General features: G+C 71.6%; 15 protein-coding genes. 8 read left to right on the top strand and 7 right to left on the bottom strand.

Annotated features, from left to right (window positions below; all coding sequences use genetic code 11):
• Window positions 1–54: 54 nt before the first annotated feature.
• On the top strand, window positions 55–912 hold the full coding sequence (gene truA, locus R2B67_RS13330) for a tRNA pseudouridine(38-40) synthase TruA (protein ID WP_317818086.1): 858 nt from the start codon (window positions 55–57) through the stop codon (window positions 910–912).
• Between the two features lie 12 nt (window positions 913–924).
• On the opposite strand, the gene R2B67_RS13325 is transcribed toward truA, so the two are convergent.
• Together R2B67_RS13325 and R2B67_RS13320 are read right to left on the bottom strand one after the other, a co-directional pair.
• Window positions 925–1,260: a hypothetical protein gene (locus tag R2B67_RS13325; protein ID WP_317818084.1), complete on the bottom strand. Its 336-nt coding sequence runs from the start codon at window positions 1,258–1,260 to the stop codon at window positions 925–927.
• A 61-nt stretch (window positions 1,261–1,321) separates the two neighbouring features.
• Window positions 1,322–2,182, bottom strand: a complete 861-nt coding sequence (locus R2B67_RS13320; RefSeq protein WP_109979173.1) for a hypothetical protein — start codon at window positions 2,180–2,182, stop codon at window positions 1,322–1,324.
• Between the two features lie 66 nt (window positions 2,183–2,248).
• Here R2B67_RS13320 and R2B67_RS13315 point away from each other — a divergent pair, with 66 nt between their 5' ends.
• The 4 genes from R2B67_RS13315 to glmM all read left to right on the top strand — a co-directional run bounded on the left by R2B67_RS13315 (window position 2,249) and on the right by glmM (window position 6,878).
• Window positions 2,249–3,868, top strand: a complete 1,620-nt coding sequence (locus tag R2B67_RS13315) for an ABC-F family ATP-binding cassette domain-containing protein (RefSeq protein ID WP_026241211.1) — start codon at window positions 2,249–2,251, stop codon at window positions 3,866–3,868.
• A 382-nt stretch (window positions 3,869–4,250) separates the two neighbouring features.
• Window positions 4,251–4,694: a 50S ribosomal protein L13 gene (rplM, locus tag R2B67_RS13310; RefSeq protein ID WP_018510581.1), complete on the top strand. Its 444-nt coding sequence runs from the start codon at window positions 4,251–4,253 to the stop codon at window positions 4,692–4,694.
• 44 nt (window positions 4,695–4,738) lie between these two features.
• A complete protein-coding gene (gene rpsI / locus R2B67_RS13305) occupies window positions 4,739–5,266 on the top strand; it encodes a 30S ribosomal protein S9 (RefSeq protein ID WP_014154572.1) in 528 nt (175 codons plus the stop codon).
• Between the two features lie 253 nt (window positions 5,267–5,519).
• Window positions 5,520–6,878, top strand: coding sequence for a phosphoglucosamine mutase (glmM, locus tag R2B67_RS13300; RefSeq protein ID WP_317818081.1), 1,359 nt, complete (start codon window positions 5,520–5,522; stop codon window positions 6,876–6,878).
• Between the two features lie 18 nt (window positions 6,879–6,896).
• On the opposite strand, the gene R2B67_RS13295 is transcribed toward glmM, so the two are convergent.
• Both R2B67_RS13295 and coaA read right to left on the bottom strand, forming a co-directional pair.
• Window positions 6,897–7,862 carry a DUF389 domain-containing protein gene (locus R2B67_RS13295; RefSeq protein ID WP_317818080.1) on the bottom strand — a complete coding sequence of 322 codons (966 nt, stop codon included), beginning with the start codon at window positions 7,860–7,862 and terminating at the stop codon, window positions 6,897–6,899.
• A 23-nt stretch (window positions 7,863–7,885) separates the two neighbouring features.
• Window positions 7,886–8,881: a type I pantothenate kinase gene (gene coaA / locus R2B67_RS13290; RefSeq protein ID WP_018510578.1), complete on the bottom strand. Its 996-nt coding sequence runs from the start codon at window positions 8,879–8,881 to the stop codon at window positions 7,886–7,888.
• A 282-nt stretch (window positions 8,882–9,163) separates the two neighbouring features.
• Here coaA and R2B67_RS13285 point away from each other — a divergent pair, with 282 nt between their 5' ends.
• Complete coding sequence (locus R2B67_RS13285) at window positions 9,164–9,685, top strand: SigE family RNA polymerase sigma factor (protein ID WP_317818078.1); 522 nt, start codon at window positions 9,164–9,166, stop codon at window positions 9,683–9,685.
• Window positions 9,678–10,352 (top strand): hypothetical protein, encoded by a 675-nt coding sequence (locus R2B67_RS13280; RefSeq protein WP_317818077.1) that lies wholly within the window; start codon window positions 9,678–9,680, stop codon window positions 10,350–10,352. The genes R2B67_RS13285 and R2B67_RS13280 overlap by 8 nt, the downstream gene beginning before the upstream one ends.
• 149 nt (window positions 10,353–10,501) lie before the next feature.
• Here the strand turns inward: R2B67_RS13280 and R2B67_RS13275 are convergent, their stop codons facing one another.
• Window positions 10,502–11,728 (bottom strand): S1 family peptidase, encoded by a 1,227-nt coding sequence (locus tag R2B67_RS13275; protein ID WP_317818076.1) that lies wholly within the window; start codon window positions 11,726–11,728, stop codon window positions 10,502–10,504.
• A gap of 31 nt (window positions 11,729–11,759) precedes the next feature.
• Window positions 11,760–13,232, bottom strand: a complete 1,473-nt coding sequence (locus tag R2B67_RS13270; RefSeq protein WP_317818074.1) for a S8 family peptidase — start codon at window positions 13,230–13,232, stop codon at window positions 11,760–11,762.
• Window positions 13,233–14,035: 803 nt separating this feature from the next.
• Between R2B67_RS13270 and R2B67_RS13265 the strand changes: the two genes are divergently transcribed.
• Window positions 14,036–16,861, top strand: coding sequence for a helix-turn-helix transcriptional regulator (locus R2B67_RS13265; RefSeq protein WP_317824843.1), 2,826 nt, complete (start codon window positions 14,036–14,038; stop codon window positions 16,859–16,861).
• On the opposite strand, the gene R2B67_RS13260 is transcribed toward R2B67_RS13265, so the two are convergent.
• A complete protein-coding gene (locus R2B67_RS13260; protein WP_381073320.1) occupies window positions 16,834–17,214 on the bottom strand; it encodes a hypothetical protein in 381 nt (126 codons plus the stop codon). The two genes, R2B67_RS13265 and R2B67_RS13260, sit on opposite strands and share 28 nt — an antisense overlap.
• Window positions 17,215–17,647 lie beyond the last annotated feature (433 nt).

Below are 17,647 nucleotides of genomic sequence, written 5' to 3'. Positions count from 1 at the left end.
TTCGGGGCGGTGCGGGCCCGTTCTGCTGAGCAGGGGCAGGGAGAGGATGACGCGGTGAGTGACGAGGCGGAGCCCGGTTTCGTACGGGTGCGGCTGGACCTGTCGTACGACGGCAAGGACTTCTCCGGCTGGGCGAAGCAGACCAGCCGGCGCACGGTGCAGGGGGAGATCGAGGACGCGCTGCGGACCGTGACCCGGTCGGCCGTGACGTACGACCTGACGGTGGCGGGCCGCACGGACGCCGGGGTGCACGCGCGGGGGCAGGTGGCGCATGTGGACCTGCCGGAGGCGGTGTGGGCGGAGCACGAGGAGAAGCTGCTGCGGCGGCTGGCGGGGCGGCTGCCGCTGGATGTACGGATCTGGCGCGCGGCTCCCGCCCCGGCAGGGTTCAACGCCCGCTTCTCCGCGCTCTGGAGGCGTTACGCCTACCGGGTCGGTGACCGGCCCGGCGGGGTGGACCCGCTGACGCGCGGTCATGTGCTGTGGCACGACCGGCCGTTGGACGTGGACGCGATGAACGAGGCGGCCGCGCTGATGGTGGGCGAGCACGACTTCGCCGCGTACTGCAAGAAGCGCGAGGGCGCGACCACCATCCGGACTCTGCAGAAGCTGAGTTGGGTGCGGGACGAGGAGTCAGGAGTTCTGACCGCGACTGTGCAGGCCGACGCCTTCTGCCACAACATGGTGCGCGCGCTGATCGGCGCCGCGCTGTTCGTCGGGGACGGGCGGCGGCCGGCCGCCTGGCCCGCCGAGGTGCTGGCGGCTAAGGTGCGCGACCCCGGCGTGCACGTGGTGCGGCCGCACGGGCTGACGCTGGAGGAAGTGGCGTACCCGGCGGACGCGTTGCTGGCGGCCCGGGCCGAAGAGGCCCGGAACATCAGGACGTTGCCGGGGGCCGCGGGGTGCTGCTGAGGCCGCGCGTCCTCAACGGCTGCGGCTGTACTCGGCCTTGAGGTGGCGGGCGAAGGCGATGACGCCCCACACGATCAGGACGTTGAGCAGCGCTCCGGCCCCGTGGAGCAGCGGGGCGAGGAGGTTGAACGCGGTCTCCCCCAGGAGCGGGTCGTCACCGAGCAGTACGGCCAGGGGGTAGAGCATGACCAGCAGGATGATGACGCCGGGCCAGGCGGCCAGGGTCATCGCCGCCTCGCCGGCCTCCGGCTGTCCGGCGATCTCGTAGGCCAGGGCGGCGAGGGTGACCAGGCCGACGTAACCGGCGGCGGCGAGGCGGGTCCTGCTGCGGGGGCCGTGGATACTCATGGCCCTTATTGAACATGTTCAGTTCTGTGGGGTGTGCACCGGCCCCGGATGGGCAGGGTTTCTACTGCCCTGACTCCACCGCCTGCGAAGCCTGGACCCGGCCGCGCTGGTGGATCTGGCGGAAGACGAAGTTCGTCAGGTCGTCGCCGACCGCGAAGACGTTCTTGTCCTGGAGGGTGACGCGGGTGCCGTCGGTGAAGCCGCCGACGGTGAAGTAGGCGTACCGCCCGTAGGAGTTGGTCGTGCGGCGGCAGACCGTACCGCCGCGGCAGAAGGTGGGCACGCCCGCGCCGCTGAGGGAGGCGAGGCCGCCGGAGGCCTCGTCGACCGTCTTCTTCGCACGGGCCTCGGTGGCGAAGACCGCGATGCCGACGGTGACGGCCACCCCGTCCTTGCGGTACGTCGCGCGGATCAGCTGCTGGCAGCCGTTCTTCGTGAGGACCGCGCCGAGCGCGCCCTGGGTGCCGGTCGCGCAGGCGGTGGTGCGGTTGGTGGCGCCCTTGAGGTGGACGCGGTCACCCATGGCGAGCTTCTTGCCGGGGAAGAAGCCGTCGACGGTGATCGGCGCCTTGTCCTTGGCGGCGCTGGATATGTACTCCTTCGGGTCCGGCGGGGGCGGCGGTGCCACCGACGAGAAGGAGGGAGCGGGCGCCGAGGTGTCCTCGGGGAGCTCGGCCGGGGAGGGCAGTTCGCTCGCGCTGCCGGCCGGATCGCTCTTGCCGCCCGTGGTGACCACGGCGGTCGCCACGATCGCGCCGACCAGGCCGGTGGCCAGGATCCCGCCGCCGATCATCAGCCACCGCTTGCGCCGGGTCCGCGCGGCGGACGCCTCGGCGAGTGCGGCCCAGTCCGGAGTTCCGCTGTCCCCCGGAGTCCCGTTGTCCCCTGGCCCCCAGGAGGGCCCCCCTTGCCATGAACTCATGCGCGAATCCTAGGCGGTAGGTAATCCGGTTGGGCCATCGGTTCGCCGGCCGTGACAATGCTCTGCATGGGACATCTTGAAGCGGGCCACCTGGAGTACTACCTACCGGACGGGCGGGTGCTGCTCGGCGACGCCTCTTTCCGGGTGGCCGACGGAGCCGTCGTCGCCCTCGTCGGGGCCAACGGGGCGGGCAAGACGACCTTGCTGCGGCTGTTGGCCGGTGAGCTCCAGCCGCACGGCGGCACGGTCTCGGTGAGCGGCGGGCTCGGGGTGATGCCGCAGTTCGTGGGCTCGGTGCGGGACGAGCGGACCGTACGTGACCTGCTGGTGTCCGTGTCGCAGCCCCGGATCCGGGAGGCCGCGCAGGCCGTCGACGCGGCCGAGGAACGCATTCTCACCGTCGACGACGAGGCCGCGCAGATGGCGTACGCGCAGGCGCTCAGCGACTGGGCCGAGGCGCGCGGGTACGAGGCCGAGACGGTCTGGGACATGTGCACGATGGCGGCGCTGGGTGTCCCGTACGAGAAGGCGCAGTGGCGTGAGGTGCGCACGCTCAGTGGCGGTGAGCAGAAGCGGCTGGTCCTGGAGGCGCTGCTGCGCGGGCCGGACGAGGTGCTGCTGCTGGACGAGCCGGACAACTATCTGGACGTCCCCGGCAAGCGGTGGCTGGAGGAGAAGCTGAAGGAGACCCGTAAGACGGTCCTCTTCGTCTCCCACGACCGGGAGCTGCTCTCCCGGGCCGCCGAGAAGATCGTCAGCGTCGAGCCGAGTGCGGCGGGCAGCGATGTGTGGGTGCACGGTGGCGGCTTCGCCACGTACCACGACGCGCGCAAGGAGCGGTTCGCGCGGTTCGAGGAGCTGCTGCGGCGGTGGCAGGAGGAGCACGCCCGGCTGAAGGCGCTCGTCCTGCGGATGCGGCAGCAGGCGGCGAACAGCCCCGACATGGCCAACCGCTACCACGCGATGCAGACCCGCTTCAAGAAGTTCGAGGAGGCGGGACCGCCGCCGGAGCCGCCGCGCGAGCAGGACATCCGGATGCGGCTGCGCGGCGGGCGGACCGGGGTGCGGGCGGTGACCTGCAAGGGGCTGGAGCTGACCGGGCTGATGAAGCCGTTCGATCTGGAGATCTATTACGGGGAACGGGTCGCCGTCCTCGGCTCCAACGGGTCGGGCAAGTCGCACTTCCTGCGGCTGCTGGCGGGGGAGCCGGTGGCGCACACGGGGGAGTGGAAGCTGGGGGCGCGGGTCGTGCCCGGGCACTTCGCGCAGACCCACGCGCACCCGGAGCTGCTGGGGAAGACGCTGGTGGAGATCCTCTGGTCCGAGCACGCGAAGGACCGGGGCGGGGCGATGGGGGTGCTGCGGCGGTACGAGCTGGAGCGGCAGGGGGACCAGGCGTTCGAGCGGCTCTCGGGTGGGCAGCAGGCGCGGTTCCAGATCCTGCTGCTGGAGCTGGCGGGGACGACGGCGCTGCTGCTGGACGAGCCGACGGACAACCTGGACCTGGAGTCGGCGGAGGCGTTGCAGGACGGTCTTGAGGTGTACGACGGGACGGTGATGGCCGTCACGCACGACCGGTGGTTCGCGAAGTCGTTCGACCGGTATCTGGTGTTCGGGTCGGACGGGGTTGTGCGGGAGACGGCGGAGCCGGTGTGGGATGAGCGGAGGGTGGAGCGCGTGCGGTGACCTTGGCGGTCGGCGGCGTGGGGGGTGGGGTGCGGGCGTGCGGGTGCGGTTTCGTGGGCCGTGCGGCGCCGTTGCGGGGGCGCTGCCCCCGGGCCCCCGCGCCTCAAACGCCGGCGGGGCTGGAACGGTCGCCTCAAGCGCCGGCGGGGCTGGGGAGGGTGCGGTGGGGCTGGATCTCGTCGTTTTGACCCGTCCGGGGGGGTGCCGGTAGTCTCGACGTTTGTTATGCGTAGCGGCTCTGTCGTTACGTAGGTTCTCTGGAGCAGTTACCAGTGGCTCGCATACGGGCGGTGTCCCGGCAGTGTGAGCCCCAGCTGCATGATCGCTTCAGGGGTGCCATGTGTTGTCTGGACCCATCCACTGAAGAAGCGAAGGCTACGAAGTGCGTACGTACAGCCCCAAGCCCGGAGATGTGACGCGCCAGTGGCACATCATCGACGCTCAGGACATCGTCCTGGGCCGTCTGGCCACCACGGCTGCGAACCTCCTCCGAGGTAAGCACAAGGCGATCTACGCCCCCCACATGGACATGGGCGACTTCGTCATCATCATCAACGCCGACAAGGTTCACCTGTCGGGCAACAAGAAGACCCAGAAGATGGCGTACCGCCACTCGGGCTTCCCGGGCGGTCTCCGTTCGGTGCGCTACGACGAGCTTCTCGCGAAGAACCCCGAGAAGGCCGTCGAGAAGGCCATCCGCGGCATGATCCCCAAGAACACCCTGGGCCGTCAGATGATCTCGAAGCTGAAGGTCTACGCGGGCGACCAGCACCCGCACGCTGCTCAGCAGCCGGTCCCGTTCGAGATCACCCAGGTCGCGCAGTAGTTCCGGCCACCCCCTAAGACATACAGAAAGATCTGAGGAGCATCGTGGCCGAGACCACTGTTGAGACCCCCGTCGAGGGCACCGAGGGCGAGGAGACCTTCGCCGAGGTGACCACCTTCGAGTCCGAGGTCCCCGTCGAGGGTGAGTACACATCCGAGTCGCTCGCGGGCCGCTTCGGCGACCCGCAGCCCGCGGCCGGCCTGGGTCGTCGCAAGAACGCCATCGCCCGCGTCCGGATCGTTCCGGGCACCGGCAAGTGGAAGATCAACGGTCGCACCCTTGAGGACTACTTCCCCAACAAGGTGCACCAGCAGGAAGTCAACGAGCCCTTCAAGGTGCTCGAGCTCGACGGCCGCTACGACGTCATCGCCCGCATCTCGGGTGGCGGCGTCTCCGGCCAGGCCGGCGCCCTGCGCCTCGGTGTGGCCCGCGCGCTGAACGAGGCGGACGTGGACAACAACCGCGCCACGCTGAAGAAGGCCGGCTTCCTCTCCCGCGACGACCGTGCGGTCGAGCGCAAGAAGGCCGGTCTCAAGAAGGCCCGTAAGGCCCCGCAGTACAGCAAGCGCTAAATCGCCTGCTCGTCTGCATTACACGAACGCCCCGGCGGCACACTCCGTGCTGCTGGGGCGTTCGTTTATCGGGCCCCGCAGGCGTATAACGGCATGAGACGTTCATCGGCCCGCACGCGCGTACCTCTCCCGCCCGGGCCGTGTCATGCCGCCTGCCCGGCCGTTTTGCTGTTTTCGTAGTTGTGGTTGTTTAGTTTCGCTTGTTTCGCTTTGCTTTGGTTTTTGTGGTTTCTGAGCACCTCGGAGGACACCAGTGGGACGACTCTTCGGTACGGACGGAGTGCGCGGTGTCGCCAACGCGGATCTGACGGCCGAGCTCGCGCTCGGGCTCTCGGTCGCGGCGGCGCACGTACTCGCCGAGGCGGGCAGCTTCGAGGGCCATCGCCCGACCGCCGTGGTCGGGCGCGATCCCCGGGCCTCCGGAGAGTTCCTGGAAGCCGCCGTCGTGGCCGGTCTGGCCAGCGCGGGCGTGGACGTCCTGCGCGTCGGCGTGCTGCCGACGCCGGCCGTGGCGTACCTCACCGGCTCGCTCGGCGCCGACATCGGCGTGATGCTCTCCGCCAGTCACAACGCCATGCCGGACAACGGCGTCAAGTTCTTCGCGCGCGGCGGCCACAAGCTCGCCGACGAACTGGAGGACCGGATCGAGACGGTCTACGAGCAGCACCGCACCGGTGAGCCGTGGACCCGCCCGACCGGCGCGGGCGTCGGCCGGGTCACCGACTACACCGAGGGCTTCGACCGGTACGTCGCCCACCTCATCGGCGTCCTCCCCAACCGGCTCGACGGGCTGAAGGTCGTCCTGGACGAGGCGCACGGCGCCGCCGCCCGGGTCTCGCCCGAGGCGTTCGCCCGGGCCGGGGCCGAGGTCGTCACCATCGGCGCGGCGCCGGACGGCCTGAACATCAACGACGGCTGCGGCTCCACCCACCTGGACCTGCTGCGCGCCGCCGTCGTCGAGCACGGCGCCGACCTCGGCATCGCCCACGACGGCGACGCCGACCGCTGCCTCGCCGTGGACGCGGCGGGCGAGGAGGTCGACGGCGACCAGATCCTCGCCGTCCTGGCCCTCGCCATGCGGGAGGCCGGGCAGCTGCGCAAGGACACCGTCGTCGGCACCGTCATGTCGAACCTCGGCTTCAAGATCGCCATGGAGCGCGAGGGCATCCAGCTCGTCCAGACGGCGGTCGGCGACCGTTACGTCCTGGAGTCGATGAAGGCCGAGGGCTTCGCACTCGGCGGCGAGCAGTCCGGCCACGTCATCGTCCTGGACCACGCCACGACCGGCGACGGCACGCTGACCGGCCTGATGCTGGCGGCCCGCGTCGCCGCCACCGGCCGGAGCCTCGCCGAGCTGGCCGGGGTCATGGAGCGGATGCCGCAGGTGCTCATCAACGTCCCCGACGTCGACAAGTCCCGGGTGACCACCTCCTCCGAGCTGGCCACCGCGGTGACCGAGGCGGAGCGCGAGCTCGGCTCCACCGGGCGCGTCCTGCTGCGCCAGTCGGGTACGGAGCCGCTGGTACGGGTCATGGTCGAGGCCGCCGACATCGAGCAGGCGCGCGCGGTCGCGGGCCGGCTGGCCGATGTCGTGAAGTCCGCGCTGGGCTGAGCCGCACGGACCTGTCGGTCACCCGCGTACGGAAGCCCCCGGCGTGCTCGCCGGGGGCTTCTGCGTGCGCCGGATCTTCCACAGCGCCTTCTCCAGCAGCAGCGTCAGCGTGCCCGCGAGGACGATCCCGCCGAGGTTGGCGAGCAGCTGCTGCCCGGACCCGATGGTCTGCTGGTAGTCGGAGTAGCTGAACGCGACCGCCGCGTTGGCGGCGGCCGGGACCGTCGTCACGGAGATGGCCACGCCGATCAGCGCCCCGGACTTCGCCGAGGTGAGGGAGAGCGTCCCGGCGATGCCCGCCAGGAACGCCACGACGAAGGACATCCAGTCCGGTTGCCAGATGAACCCGGTGATCGGCCTCTCCGCCTCGATCATCGACTTCTCGAACAGCCCGACCGCGTCCAGCAGCCAGGCGAACCCCGCCGTGATGGCCATCGCCAGCGCGAAGCCGCCGATCAGCGCCCACAGGGAGCGCGCCACCAGCCGGGGCGCACGCTGCACGATGGCGGTGGAGACCCCGGCGAGCGGGCCGAACTCCGGGCCGACCGCCATCGCGCCCACGATCAGCACCGCGTTGTCCAGCATCACTCCGCAGGCGGCGAGCATCGTGGCGAGGGCGAGGAAGGAGACGTACGTGATGGAGAACGTCGACTCCTCGTGCGTCGCCTCCGTCAGCTCCTCCCACAGCACCGCGTCCGCGCTGTCGCCCGGCGCCTCGTGCTCCGCCTTCTCGGCGCGCGCGGAGAGGGTGAGGTCCAGGTGTTCGATGCTGATCGCCCCGGACTCGTCGATGCCGAGGCGGCGCAGCGCGGCGATCAGCTCGTCCCCGGCCTCCCGCGCCACATCGCACATCACCACGTCCCCGGCCGGGGAGCGGGCCGCGCCGGGCAGGACCACGAGGTGGGCCGTACCGACGGTGGACTCCAGCAGGGTGACGACCTCGTCGGTGGTCGCGGCGGGCACGATGAGACGCAGATGCAGCACGTGGCACGCCTTCCCCGGAAGTGTCAGAGTTTGCGCAGGGAGAGCTTCTGGACCTTGTGGTCCGGTCCCTTGCGGAGGACCAGGGTGGCACGGCCGCGCGTCGGAGCCACGTTCTCCATCAGATTCGGCTTGTTGATGGTCCGCCACATGGTGCGCGCGTAGTCCAGCGCCTCCTCCTCGGAGACCTGGGTGTACTTGCGGAAGTACGAGGACGGGTCCTGGAACGCCGTGTCGCGCAGCTTCCGGAAGCGGCTGAGGTACCAGGTCTCGATGTCGTCGGCGCGCGCGTCCACGTACACGCTGAAGTCGAAGTAGTCCGCCAGCCCGACCCTGGTCCGCCCGTCCCGGCCCGGCAGCGCGGGCTGGAGGACGTTGAGCCCCTCCACGATGAGGATGTCCGGGCGGCGGACGGTGAGCCGCTCGCCGGGGACGATGTCGTAGATCAGGTGCGAGTAGACGGGCGCGGTCACCTCGTCCTTGCCCGCCTTGATGTCCGCGACGAACCGGGTCAGCGCCCGCCGGTCGTAGGACTCCGGGAACCCTTTGCGCGAGGTCAGCCCGCGCGCCCGCAGCTCCTTCATCGGCAGCAGGAACCCGTCCGTGGTCACCAGCTCCACGCGCGGGTGCTCGGGCCAGCGGGCGAGTAGCGCCTGGAGGATACGGGCGCTGGTGGACTTGCCGACGGCGACACTGCCCGCGACCCCTATGACGAACGGGGTGCCGCGCTGCTCCCCGTGTCCGTTCCCGGCGTCCCCGAGGAAGGTGTTCAGCGCGCCGCGCAGCCCGGACGTGGCCTGGACGTACAGGTTCAGGAGCCGGGAGAGCGGCAGGTAGACGTCCCGCACCTCGTCCAGGTCGATGACGTCCCCGAGCCCCCGCAGCCGCTCCACCTCGTCGGCGGTCAGCGGCAACGGGGTCTTGTCCCGCAGGGCGCTCCACTCGTCGCGCGAGAGGTCGACGTAGGGGGTCGGCGCATGCTCGGTGCGGCGCTGCGGGCTCCGTGCGGGCGAAGTGATCACCCTTCATTGTTGCGGGAGTTTTAACGGAGTGGAGGGTGGGGTCGGTCACGTGGGTGTCCGGTTACGCAGAGGTCGGCCCCCCTGTTGCCCGCAGCGGCCGGAAAGGTTCACGGGACTTCCGGTCCTGCTTTGTAACATCGCGGGCCGCCCGGGCGTGTCTATGGCAGGAAGCGGCGGACGGAACGACGGCGGTTCCCGCACGACCTCACCAGCAGGGCCTCGATCTCACCAGCAGGGCCCCGATCAACGACCACAGGATCAACGACCACAGTCAGGATCAGGATGTCGAAGGAAGCTGAGTTCGACGCCTTCTACGCGGCGACGGCCAAACGCCTGGTCGCCACCGTCTACGCGATGACCGGCGACCTGGCGGAGTCCGAGGACGCGGTCCAGGAGGCGTACGCACGGGCCTGGCAGCGCTGGGACCGGCTGACGCGCGAGGGCGACCCGCTCCCATGGGTGCGGACCGTCGCGTCCCGGCTCGCGGTCAGCGCCTGGCGCCGCACCCGCAACCGGCTCCGCGCCCAGCTGCGCCACGGCCCCGTGTCGGACGACCCGGGCCCGTCCGGGGCCTTGGGCGACCGGGCCGCGCTGGTGGCGGCCCTGCGCGAGCTGAGACCGGACCAGCGGCGGGCGGTGGTGCTGCACCACCTGCTGGATCTGCCGGTGGAGGAGGTGGCCCGGGAGACGGGCTCCACGAGCGGAGCGGTACGGACCCGGCTCAGCCGGGCCCGCAGGCAACTGGGCGAGCGCCTCGCCCTCATGGACACGTACGAGGACGAGGGGCTGGCCCGGCATGGCTGACATCGAGGAACTGCTGACCGACACCCCCGTGCGGCTCGCCCCGGCCGCGGCCGTCCGGGCCCGCGGCGACCGCCGCCGGACCCGCCGGCGGGCGGGCGTGGCCGTGGTGGCGTTCGTCGCCGCCGGGGCGATGGGCCTCGGAGCCTGGGCGGGCCTGGTGCTGCCGGACGAGTCACGCGGTGCGGACGTGGCCACCGTGGGGCCGAACCCCTTCAAGAGCGGCGGGGTGGTGCGCGCCCTGGACCCCTCGGTGCTGCCCGGGCATGAGGTCCTGCGCTGGAAGACCTTCGAGGGGGAGTGGGAGGGCGAGTCCGACACCGCCCCCCTGCCGGAGGCGGGGCTGGGCAGCACGTGCGGGACGTGGTCCGGTGAACTGGACCTGCCGCTCGAAATGCAGTACACCCGCCTGTACGAGGGCAAGGACGGCGCCCGTGCCCGGTACCGCGTCTCCACGTACGGGACCGGGGCCGAAGCCGCCAAAGCCGTGGAACAGCTGGACAAGACGCTCGTCGGCTGCGGGGTGGAGAGGGCCGTGGGGGAGCCGGAGGGCGAGTACACCGGGGTGACCGAGGGCACGGGGGACCGGCTCAACGTCACCGTGACGTCCTGGGGCAGGTGGGTCGGGGTGGTGGAGGTCCAGCTGCCCCCGCAGAGCTGGGACGACTGACCCGGACGCCCCGGCCGCCTTGGTCCGGGCATGGAGCGGTGGCCACCCGACCGGGGGCGGGTGGCCACCGTACTCATCGCGTCCCGTCGTCTCCCGTCGCGTTCCGTCGCGGCGGGGCCCTAGGGCTCGCCGCGACGGAACACGGTCGTTCAGGAGGCGGTGTTCAGCGTCAGGCCGTAGTAACGGAGCAGGTCGTCCAGCGGCTGCATCCAGCTGGCGCCGCTGCCGAAGCTGCCGTCGCAGCTGAGGTCGCTGGAGCCGGAGGTCACGCCCTGGGCCTGGCCCTGGTTGGTGATCCAGGCACCGCCGCTGTCGCCCTTGTGGATGCAGACGGTGGACTTGGCCAGACCCTTGACCAGGGTCTGCGGCTGGCCCGGGTCGGTGTAGGTGACCGAGTGGTTGTAGCTGCTGATGGTGCCGCAGGTCCACCGGGTGGTCGCGCCGGACTTGCAGACCGTCGAGCCGACGGCGGCCCGCTGGCTCCCCTTCACCGGGGTGTCCGCCACAACGCGCCAGCCGCCGACGGAGGTGGTGACGGAGTTGCCGGAGCTGATGGCGGCGATGCCCATGTCGACGCTGTCGTAGCCGTGCGCGAAGCGGGTGTAGGTCCCCTTGGCGAACTGCGATCCGTTGAAGTACAGGGTGTCCAGGCCCTTGATGCAGTGGCCGGCGGTGGCCAGGTACTGCCGGCCCTGCTGGTCCCGGGCACCGAAGCCGACGGAGCAGTAACCGCCGTTCACGTCGGAGGTGTTGATGTTCATCTTGCTGCCGGGCGCGATGGCGGCGGCGGCCTGCGGGGCGTCCTGAGTCGTGGTCGCCACGGTGACGGCCGAGCCGTGGGAACGCGCCGCGGCGACGAAGGCGCGGCTGGTGGCGTCGTCCGTGTCGCGGACGGTGACGACGACCTTGTTGCTCACCGGGTCGACGTGCCACGACTCCACACCGGCCGGGAGCTTCCTCTCGGCGAGCCGGTCGAGTTCCGCCTTGATCCGGTCGAGCGCCGAGGGGGCGCGGGCCGGGATGCGGGCGGCGAGTCCGGCTGCCTTCACCTCGGCGGCCTGCCGTGCGGTGGCGACGTCGACCGTGAGGGTGCCCCGGGCGTCGAAGTACGCGCTCCTGGTGGGCACTCCGGACGTGCCGAGGCGCTCCAGGGTCTTCTGCTGGGCTCTCTGGCGGTCGAGCTTCCGCTCGGCCTCGGCGACGGAGACGCCGAGGGAGTCGGCGAGGGCCTTCACCATGCCGGTGGGCTGCGTACCGGTGGACGGGGCGGGGGTCGGGTCCGTGGTGGCGGGCTGCGAGGCGGCCGCCATGCCTCCGGTCAGCGCCACCGCCGCGACTATCGCGCCGATCGACAGAGTCCTGCTGATCTTGTTCATGTCTTCTCCTGTGTGTGTGGGGGGGGGCTGGTCAGTTGCCGGTGGCGGCGGTCAGGGTCTTCGCCGCGTCGGCGAGGCCGGCACCGCAGCCGCCGGAGCAGGATCCGGGCAGGCTGCGCGCGTTGTTCCTGACCGTCTGCTCGATCTGGGCGGGGGTGAGGGAGGGGGCCTTCTGCTTCAGCAGCGCCGCCAGCCCGGCGATGTGGGGAGCGGCCATGCTGGTGCCCTGGTAGGAGGCGTAGCCCTCGCTGCCCACCGAGCGGGTGCCCTTGTTGATCGTCGACCAGATGCCGTCGTCGGCCCGTACAGCGGTCTCGCCGCCGGGGGCGGTGACGTCGACGGCCGTGCCGTAGTTGGAGTAGGCGGCGCGGTTGCCCTCGCGGTCCGAGGCGGCGACGGTGATCACGTTCGCGCAGCCGGCCGGGCTGTAGGCGGAGGCGTCGGCGTTGTCGTTGCCCGCGGCCACGACGACGGAGGTTCCCCGGCCCACGGCGGACTTGATGGCGGTGTTGTAGGCCTGGTCGCAGGTGAACTCGCCACCGAGGCTCATGTTGATGACCGCTGCGGGATACTTGTTGGCCGGTACTCCGGACACCGTTCCGCCCGAGGCCCAGGTGATGGCGTCGATGATGTCGGAGGTCGATCCGCCGCACTTGCCCAGGACCCGGATCGGCTGGATGTTCGCCTCGTGGGCGACGCCGACCGTGCCGTACCCGTTGGCGGTGGCCGCGATGGTGCCGGCGACATGCGTGCCGTGCCAGGAGTTGTTCGTGTCACGGGCGGGGACCGGGTTGCCGTTCCTGTCCTTGCCGCACTGCCCGCGGTTGGCCCAGTCCCCGGTGTCGGAGGGGTCGTTGTCCCGGCCGCCGCCGTCCGTGGCCGTCCAGGAGTCGGAGATGAAGTCGTAGCCCGGCACCAGCCGGGAGCCCAGCTCGGTGTGCTTGGTGATGCCGGTGTCGATGACCGCCACGGTGACGCCTTTGCCGGTGGCCTGCTTCCAGGCCGAGGGCACGTTCATGCCGGCCTGGGACTCGTACAGGTCCCACTGGTAGCGGTATTCGGCGGGGTCGACCGCGGTGGGCTGTACGCGGCGGTCGGGGACGACGTAGGCCACGTCCGGGTCGGCCCGGAAGGCCGCCATGGCCTCCTGCGTGTCCTGGGGCTTCTCGGTCTCGGGCAGGTCGACGAGGGCGGCGCCGGTGCCCAGCCGGCGCTGGAAGGAGATGCGCTCGCCGGTCTCGGCGGCCTTGGCCTTGACGTCCTTCACGAACGCCGTGTTCGAAGTGGCCTCGTCCGCGTGGGACTTGTAGCCGATGATGAAGCGCTGGGTCGGCTCGGTGGAGTCGGCGGACGCGGGGGCGGAGGCCTGGGCCGGGGCGGAGGTCTGGGCCTGGTCCGTGGGGTGGGCCGAGCCGGAGGATCCGGCGAAGGCGACGCCGGTGCCCATCACCGCGACGACGGTGGCGAGCGCGACGGATATACGGAGGGGGGTGAAGCCGTGCACGTCGGTTCCTTTCGGTCCGTTCGGGCAGGCCGCACTGCCCGAACGGTGCATGACAAACAAGGGGGGTGGCGCATGCGTACGGACATCGCGGCACTCGCATGCTCAGCTCGCGGGACCCCGGTGGGACGGGGGCCCGGTCGTGGTACGGCTGATCGCTATGGGGTGCGAGTGATCGACCGATGGGGGGAAACCTACGAACGCGGCACCCGCATGACTATCCGGATGCCGCGTATACGGACCCCTATTTAATTCGCCGTCCGTTCACCTTCCTGAAGGCGTCGGAAATTCCGGCGCTCCGGAAATCCTGTCCGGGTCGAAAAATCCGGAGCTGTTCATGTGGGCGCAGAGGAAAGCGCGCCCGTAACGTGTCCGGCGCCGCCCCGCATCCGTGCCCCGGCATGTTTTCGAAAGTTTCTTGCGTATCCGTGGATCCGCTCCCCGGATGTTCTCCGGAGCAGGGGGGACGTAGGTTCAGGCGTCGGCCGATCGGCCACGGGTGTGCGGAACGAGCGGCGCGTGTGCTTTCGGAAGTCCCAGCCGAAAGGGCGTCGCGTCCTGCTTTTCGAGCAGCCGGCGGGGCGTACTCCGCTGTCCGCCCCACCCCCGGGAGCTCTTCCGCACACCCGCCCCTGCGCACGCCGACAAAAGGTGTTCAGCCCGCTGTTGTCCGTCGAGGACCAGTGATCTAATTGTTTTTCCAGGAGGCGTGAACTCCAGGAGGCATGAAAGAGATCCCGTGGCGCTGTCCGGGCCACCTGGACGCGTCCGGGCCACCTGGGACGGACGAGAGCGAGGGTGGCGACGTGATCACGACGGGTGGTTCGGCCCTGCGGTCCCTGGTGCGCGCTCTGCCCGGCCCGGACGCCGACCCGGTGCTGATGTTCGTCGAAGGCGCCGCCGGGGAGGGCAAGAGCCACCTGCTCCAGGAGCTGGCCGATCTCCAGGGGCCGGCCGATCGTCGGGGGCCGGTCGATCCGCCCGGGGTGCCGGACCTGGCCCGCCTGTGGTGGCGGTGCGGAGCCGAGGACGGGCCGCCCGAGGAGGACGAGCACCGCCGGGAACCGGCCCTGTGGCTGGTGGACGACGTGCACCGGGCGGACGAGGACGAGCTGCGGCGGCTCCGCCGGGTGCTGGAGGGGCTGGAGCGGGGCTCGGCGGCCGTGGTGACGTACCGCCCCGAGGAGCTCCCCGTGCCCGGCCTGCCGCTGGGCAGCCCGCCGATGGCGTACGCGAACCGGCCTGCCGTGCTCAGGAGCCGACTGGCCCCTTGGGACGAGGAGCGCGTCCGCCGGGCCGCAGTCGAGGCCCTGGGGGAGAGCTGCGGCTGTACGGACGAGGCCGTGACCAGGATCCACGAGCGCACCGGTGGAGTGCCCCGGGTGGTCGTCGACCTGCTGGCCATGGTGCGGGGACAGTGGCCGGCCTTCACCGGCACGGCCGCCGAGGTGGACGCGGCCGGGGTGCCGCCCCGGCTGGCGGAGCTGGTCCTGAGCCGCACGCACGCCCTGTCACCGGAGCACCGGCCGGTGGTCTGGGCGGCCGCCGTCCTCGACGGGCCCGTCGGCCGGGAGGAGCTGATCGCGGTGTCGGGGCTCGGGGCCGCGACCGGGAACAGCGCCCTGCTGCGGGCCCTGGAGAGCGCGGCCCTGGCGGAGCCGGCCGAGGGCCGCTACGGCTTCGCCGTCCCGCTGGCCGCCTCCGCCGTACGGGCCACCGTGCCCGGCCCCGTACGCCAGGATCTGCACCGGCGCACGGCGAACGTGCTCAGCCGCAGGCACCCCGTGGCCTGGGCCGCCGTGGCCGGACACCACCGGGCGGCCGGTGACGGCCCCCGCTGGCTCAGGGCGGTGGAGAAGGCGGCCGAGGCGGCGGAGGCCTCCGGCCGGCACCAGCAGGCGATCACGCTCCTGGAGCGGACGCTGGCCACGCCCGACATCCCCCCGCAGGCCCGGGCCCGGCTGGCGCCGCTGCTGGCCCGCAACGCGGTGACCGGACTGCGCTCGGACCAGACCGTGGAGGTGCTCGCGCAGATCGTGCAGGACGCGGCGCTGCCCCCGGCCGTACGGGGAGAGCTGCGCCTGGACCTGGGGCTGATGCTCTGCAACCAGATGGGCCGGTTCCCCGAGGGGTGGCGGGTGCTGGAGATCGCCGCCGCCGAGCTGCGCGACGTCCGCTCCGCCCTGGCCGCACGCGCCATGGCCGCACTGGTCCTCCCGTACCACCCCGGGGTCTCCCTCGACGTCCACCAGGCGTGGCTCATCAAGGCCGTGGCCGCCGCGGACGACAGCGGGGACGAGGCCATGCGTACGGCGGTCCTGGCCAACCACGTGGGGCTCGCGATGAGCTGGGCCGACCCCGAGGCGTGGGAGCTGGTGGCGAAGCTGCCCGTGGAGAGCACCGACCCCGCCTGTGCCCGGCAGGCGGCCCGCGGTCTGTGCAACGCCGCGGACTCCGCTGTCTGGCTCGGCTTCTACGGGCGGGTGGACGACCTGCTGACCCGAGGACGCGAGCTGTCCGCGCGGACCGGCGCGCCGTACACGGAACACAGCGCGCTGGGGACCCTGCTGCTCCAGGCCTGGTGGACCGGCCAGTGGCTGGGCCTGGCCGAGCGGTGCGAGGAGTTCATCACGGCCACCGCCGACATGCCGCTCATCGCCTCCGACGCCTATCTCGTACGCGGCCTGCTCGCCGTCGCCCAGGGGGACTGGGGGGAGGCGAAGTCCTGGCTGTTCCAGCGGGGCACATTCGGGACCGAGAACCTGCCCGTGCCCCTGGGCGCGGCGGCGGCCGGGGCCCTGATCCGCCTGGCGCTGGCCCGGCAGGAAGTGAGCGTCGCGGCGGAGCAGGCGCGGTCGGCCTGGAAGGTGGTGGCCGACAAGGGCGTCTGGCCCTGGGCCGCGGAACTCGCGCCGTGGGCCGTGGAGGCGCTGGTGCGCGCGGGCGACAGCGGCACGGCCCACACCATGGTCCGGAACTTCGCCCAGGGCCTCGGCCGCTGTGACGCGCCCGCCGCGAGGGCGGCGCTGGTGTGGAGCCGGGCCGTGCTCACCGAGACGGATGCGCCGGCCCGGGAGCGGCGCGAGGTACTGCTGGAGGCCGCGAAGCTGTACGGGGAGGCCGCGGCGGCCTATGCGGAGCTTCCGCGCCCCTACTCCCAGGCACTGACCACGGAGGGCGCCGCCCGCTGCGTACTCGCGGCGGACACGGAGGGGGCGGGGGGCCCGGCCCCGGAGACGGAGGGGGAGTCGGCGGAGGCCGCCGCTTCGCCGGCCCCCGTATCCGACGACCCCGGCACCCTGACGGCGCTCACCGCCCTGGAGTCCTGCGCCCAGCGCTTCACCGACCTCGGGGCCGTCTGGGACGCCGCCCGGGCCAGGGCCCTGCTGCGTACCCGGCAGCCCGCCAGGAAGGGCCGCCCGCCCGGCCGCCCCTCGCACGCCGACCAGCTGTCGCCCCGCGAGGAGGAGGTGGCGCAGCTCGCGGTCTCCGGCCTGACCAACCGGGAGATCGCCGCGACCCTGCACCTCTCCCCGCGGACCGTGGAGCAGCACATCGCCGGAGCGATGCGCAAGACCGGCGCGCTCTCCCGCCGCGACCTGGCTCACCGGCCGGGCCCGACTCCTCCCTGAGCCGGGAGGGTTCCTCCGCGAGCCGGGAGGGTCCCTTCGTGAGCCGGGAGGGTTCCTCCGTGAGCCGGGGAGCTCCAGAACGCTCTGTCGTGCTCCCAGACGACCACCGTCGCGGCCTCCCAGTCGAGCACCCAGCCGGAACGCATCCCGCGCGCCCCCCAGCCGTCCGGACGCCGGCGCGGGATCGCGAAGCCGGCCTCGCGTGCGGCGACCGCCGCGTCACAGGCCTCGCGCGCTATGCGCAGGGCGTCCGACTCGGTCTCGGCGGCCCCGGTGAAGACATGCAATCCGCACCGCTCGGGCTGCACGGAGTTCCTGGTGGGGACATCGACCTGGAAGTAGAGCTTGGTCATGGCGCCATCTCCTCGGGGGTCGCGGTCTTCATGCCCTACCGGAGCGGAGTGCGAGTGACTCGCGCCGGCGGAGCCGCGTTCCCTCGCGTCGGATCGACCGCTGACGGGTCATTCCAACGTACGGAGCGCACCCGGCCCTGAATATCCGGGGCGGGCCGATCACTTATACGTATCCGGCGGCGAATCCGGGCGGCGGGCAGAGGCGAGGCCGGGTGGTGCGGTGCTATGCGGTGCTACGCGGTGAGGAAATGGTGAAGCCGTATCCGTGATCTCGGCCTACGGATGGAAACGCCCGCGGGCTGCCCTTAGGTTCCAGCCACCGATGGCACAGCACCCCTGTCATTGCCATGCCCATGGACCAAGGAAGCATGAGCACTTTCATGAAACTCGCCCGTCTCGGAATCGCAGCAGGGTCTTTCGTTCTTCTCTTCAC

This window comes from Streptomyces cyaneofuscatus, assembly GCF_033109485.1.
In the GTDB taxonomy this organism is placed as follows: Bacteria; Actinomycetota; Actinomycetes; order Streptomycetales; family Streptomycetaceae; genus Streptomyces; species Streptomyces cyaneofuscatus.
The sequence above is the reverse complement of the archived record's forward strand: the minus strand, read 5'-3'. Positions and strand labels throughout refer to the sequence as shown.

Bases quoted from the DNA above. Each gene is read 5' to 3' on its own strand.
- R2B67_RS13260 (WP_381073320.1), bottom strand. From the start codon at position 17,214: ATGACCAAGCTCTACTTCCAGGTCGATGTCCCCACCAGGAACTCCGTG.
- R2B67_RS13285 (WP_317818078.1), top strand. From the start codon at position 9,164: ATGTCGAAGGAAGCTGAGTTCGACGCCTTCTACGCGGCGACGGCCAAA.
- R2B67_RS13315 (WP_026241211.1), top strand. From the start codon at position 2,249: ATGGGACATCTTGAAGCGGGCCACCTGGAGTACTACCTACCGGACGGG.
- R2B67_RS13280 (WP_317818077.1), top strand. From the start codon at position 9,678: ATGGCTGACATCGAGGAACTGCTGACCGACACCCCCGTGCGGCTCGCC.
- R2B67_RS13320 (WP_109979173.1), bottom strand. From the start codon at position 2,182: ATGAGTTCATGGCAAGGGGGGCCCTCCTGGGGGCCAGGGGACAACGGG.
- R2B67_RS13275 (WP_317818076.1), bottom strand. From the start codon at position 11,728: ATGAACAAGATCAGCAGGACTCTGTCGATCGGCGCGATAGTCGCGGCG.
- R2B67_RS13325 (WP_317818084.1), bottom strand. From the start codon at position 1,260: ATGAGTATCCACGGCCCCCGCAGCAGGACCCGCCTCGCCGCCGCCGGT.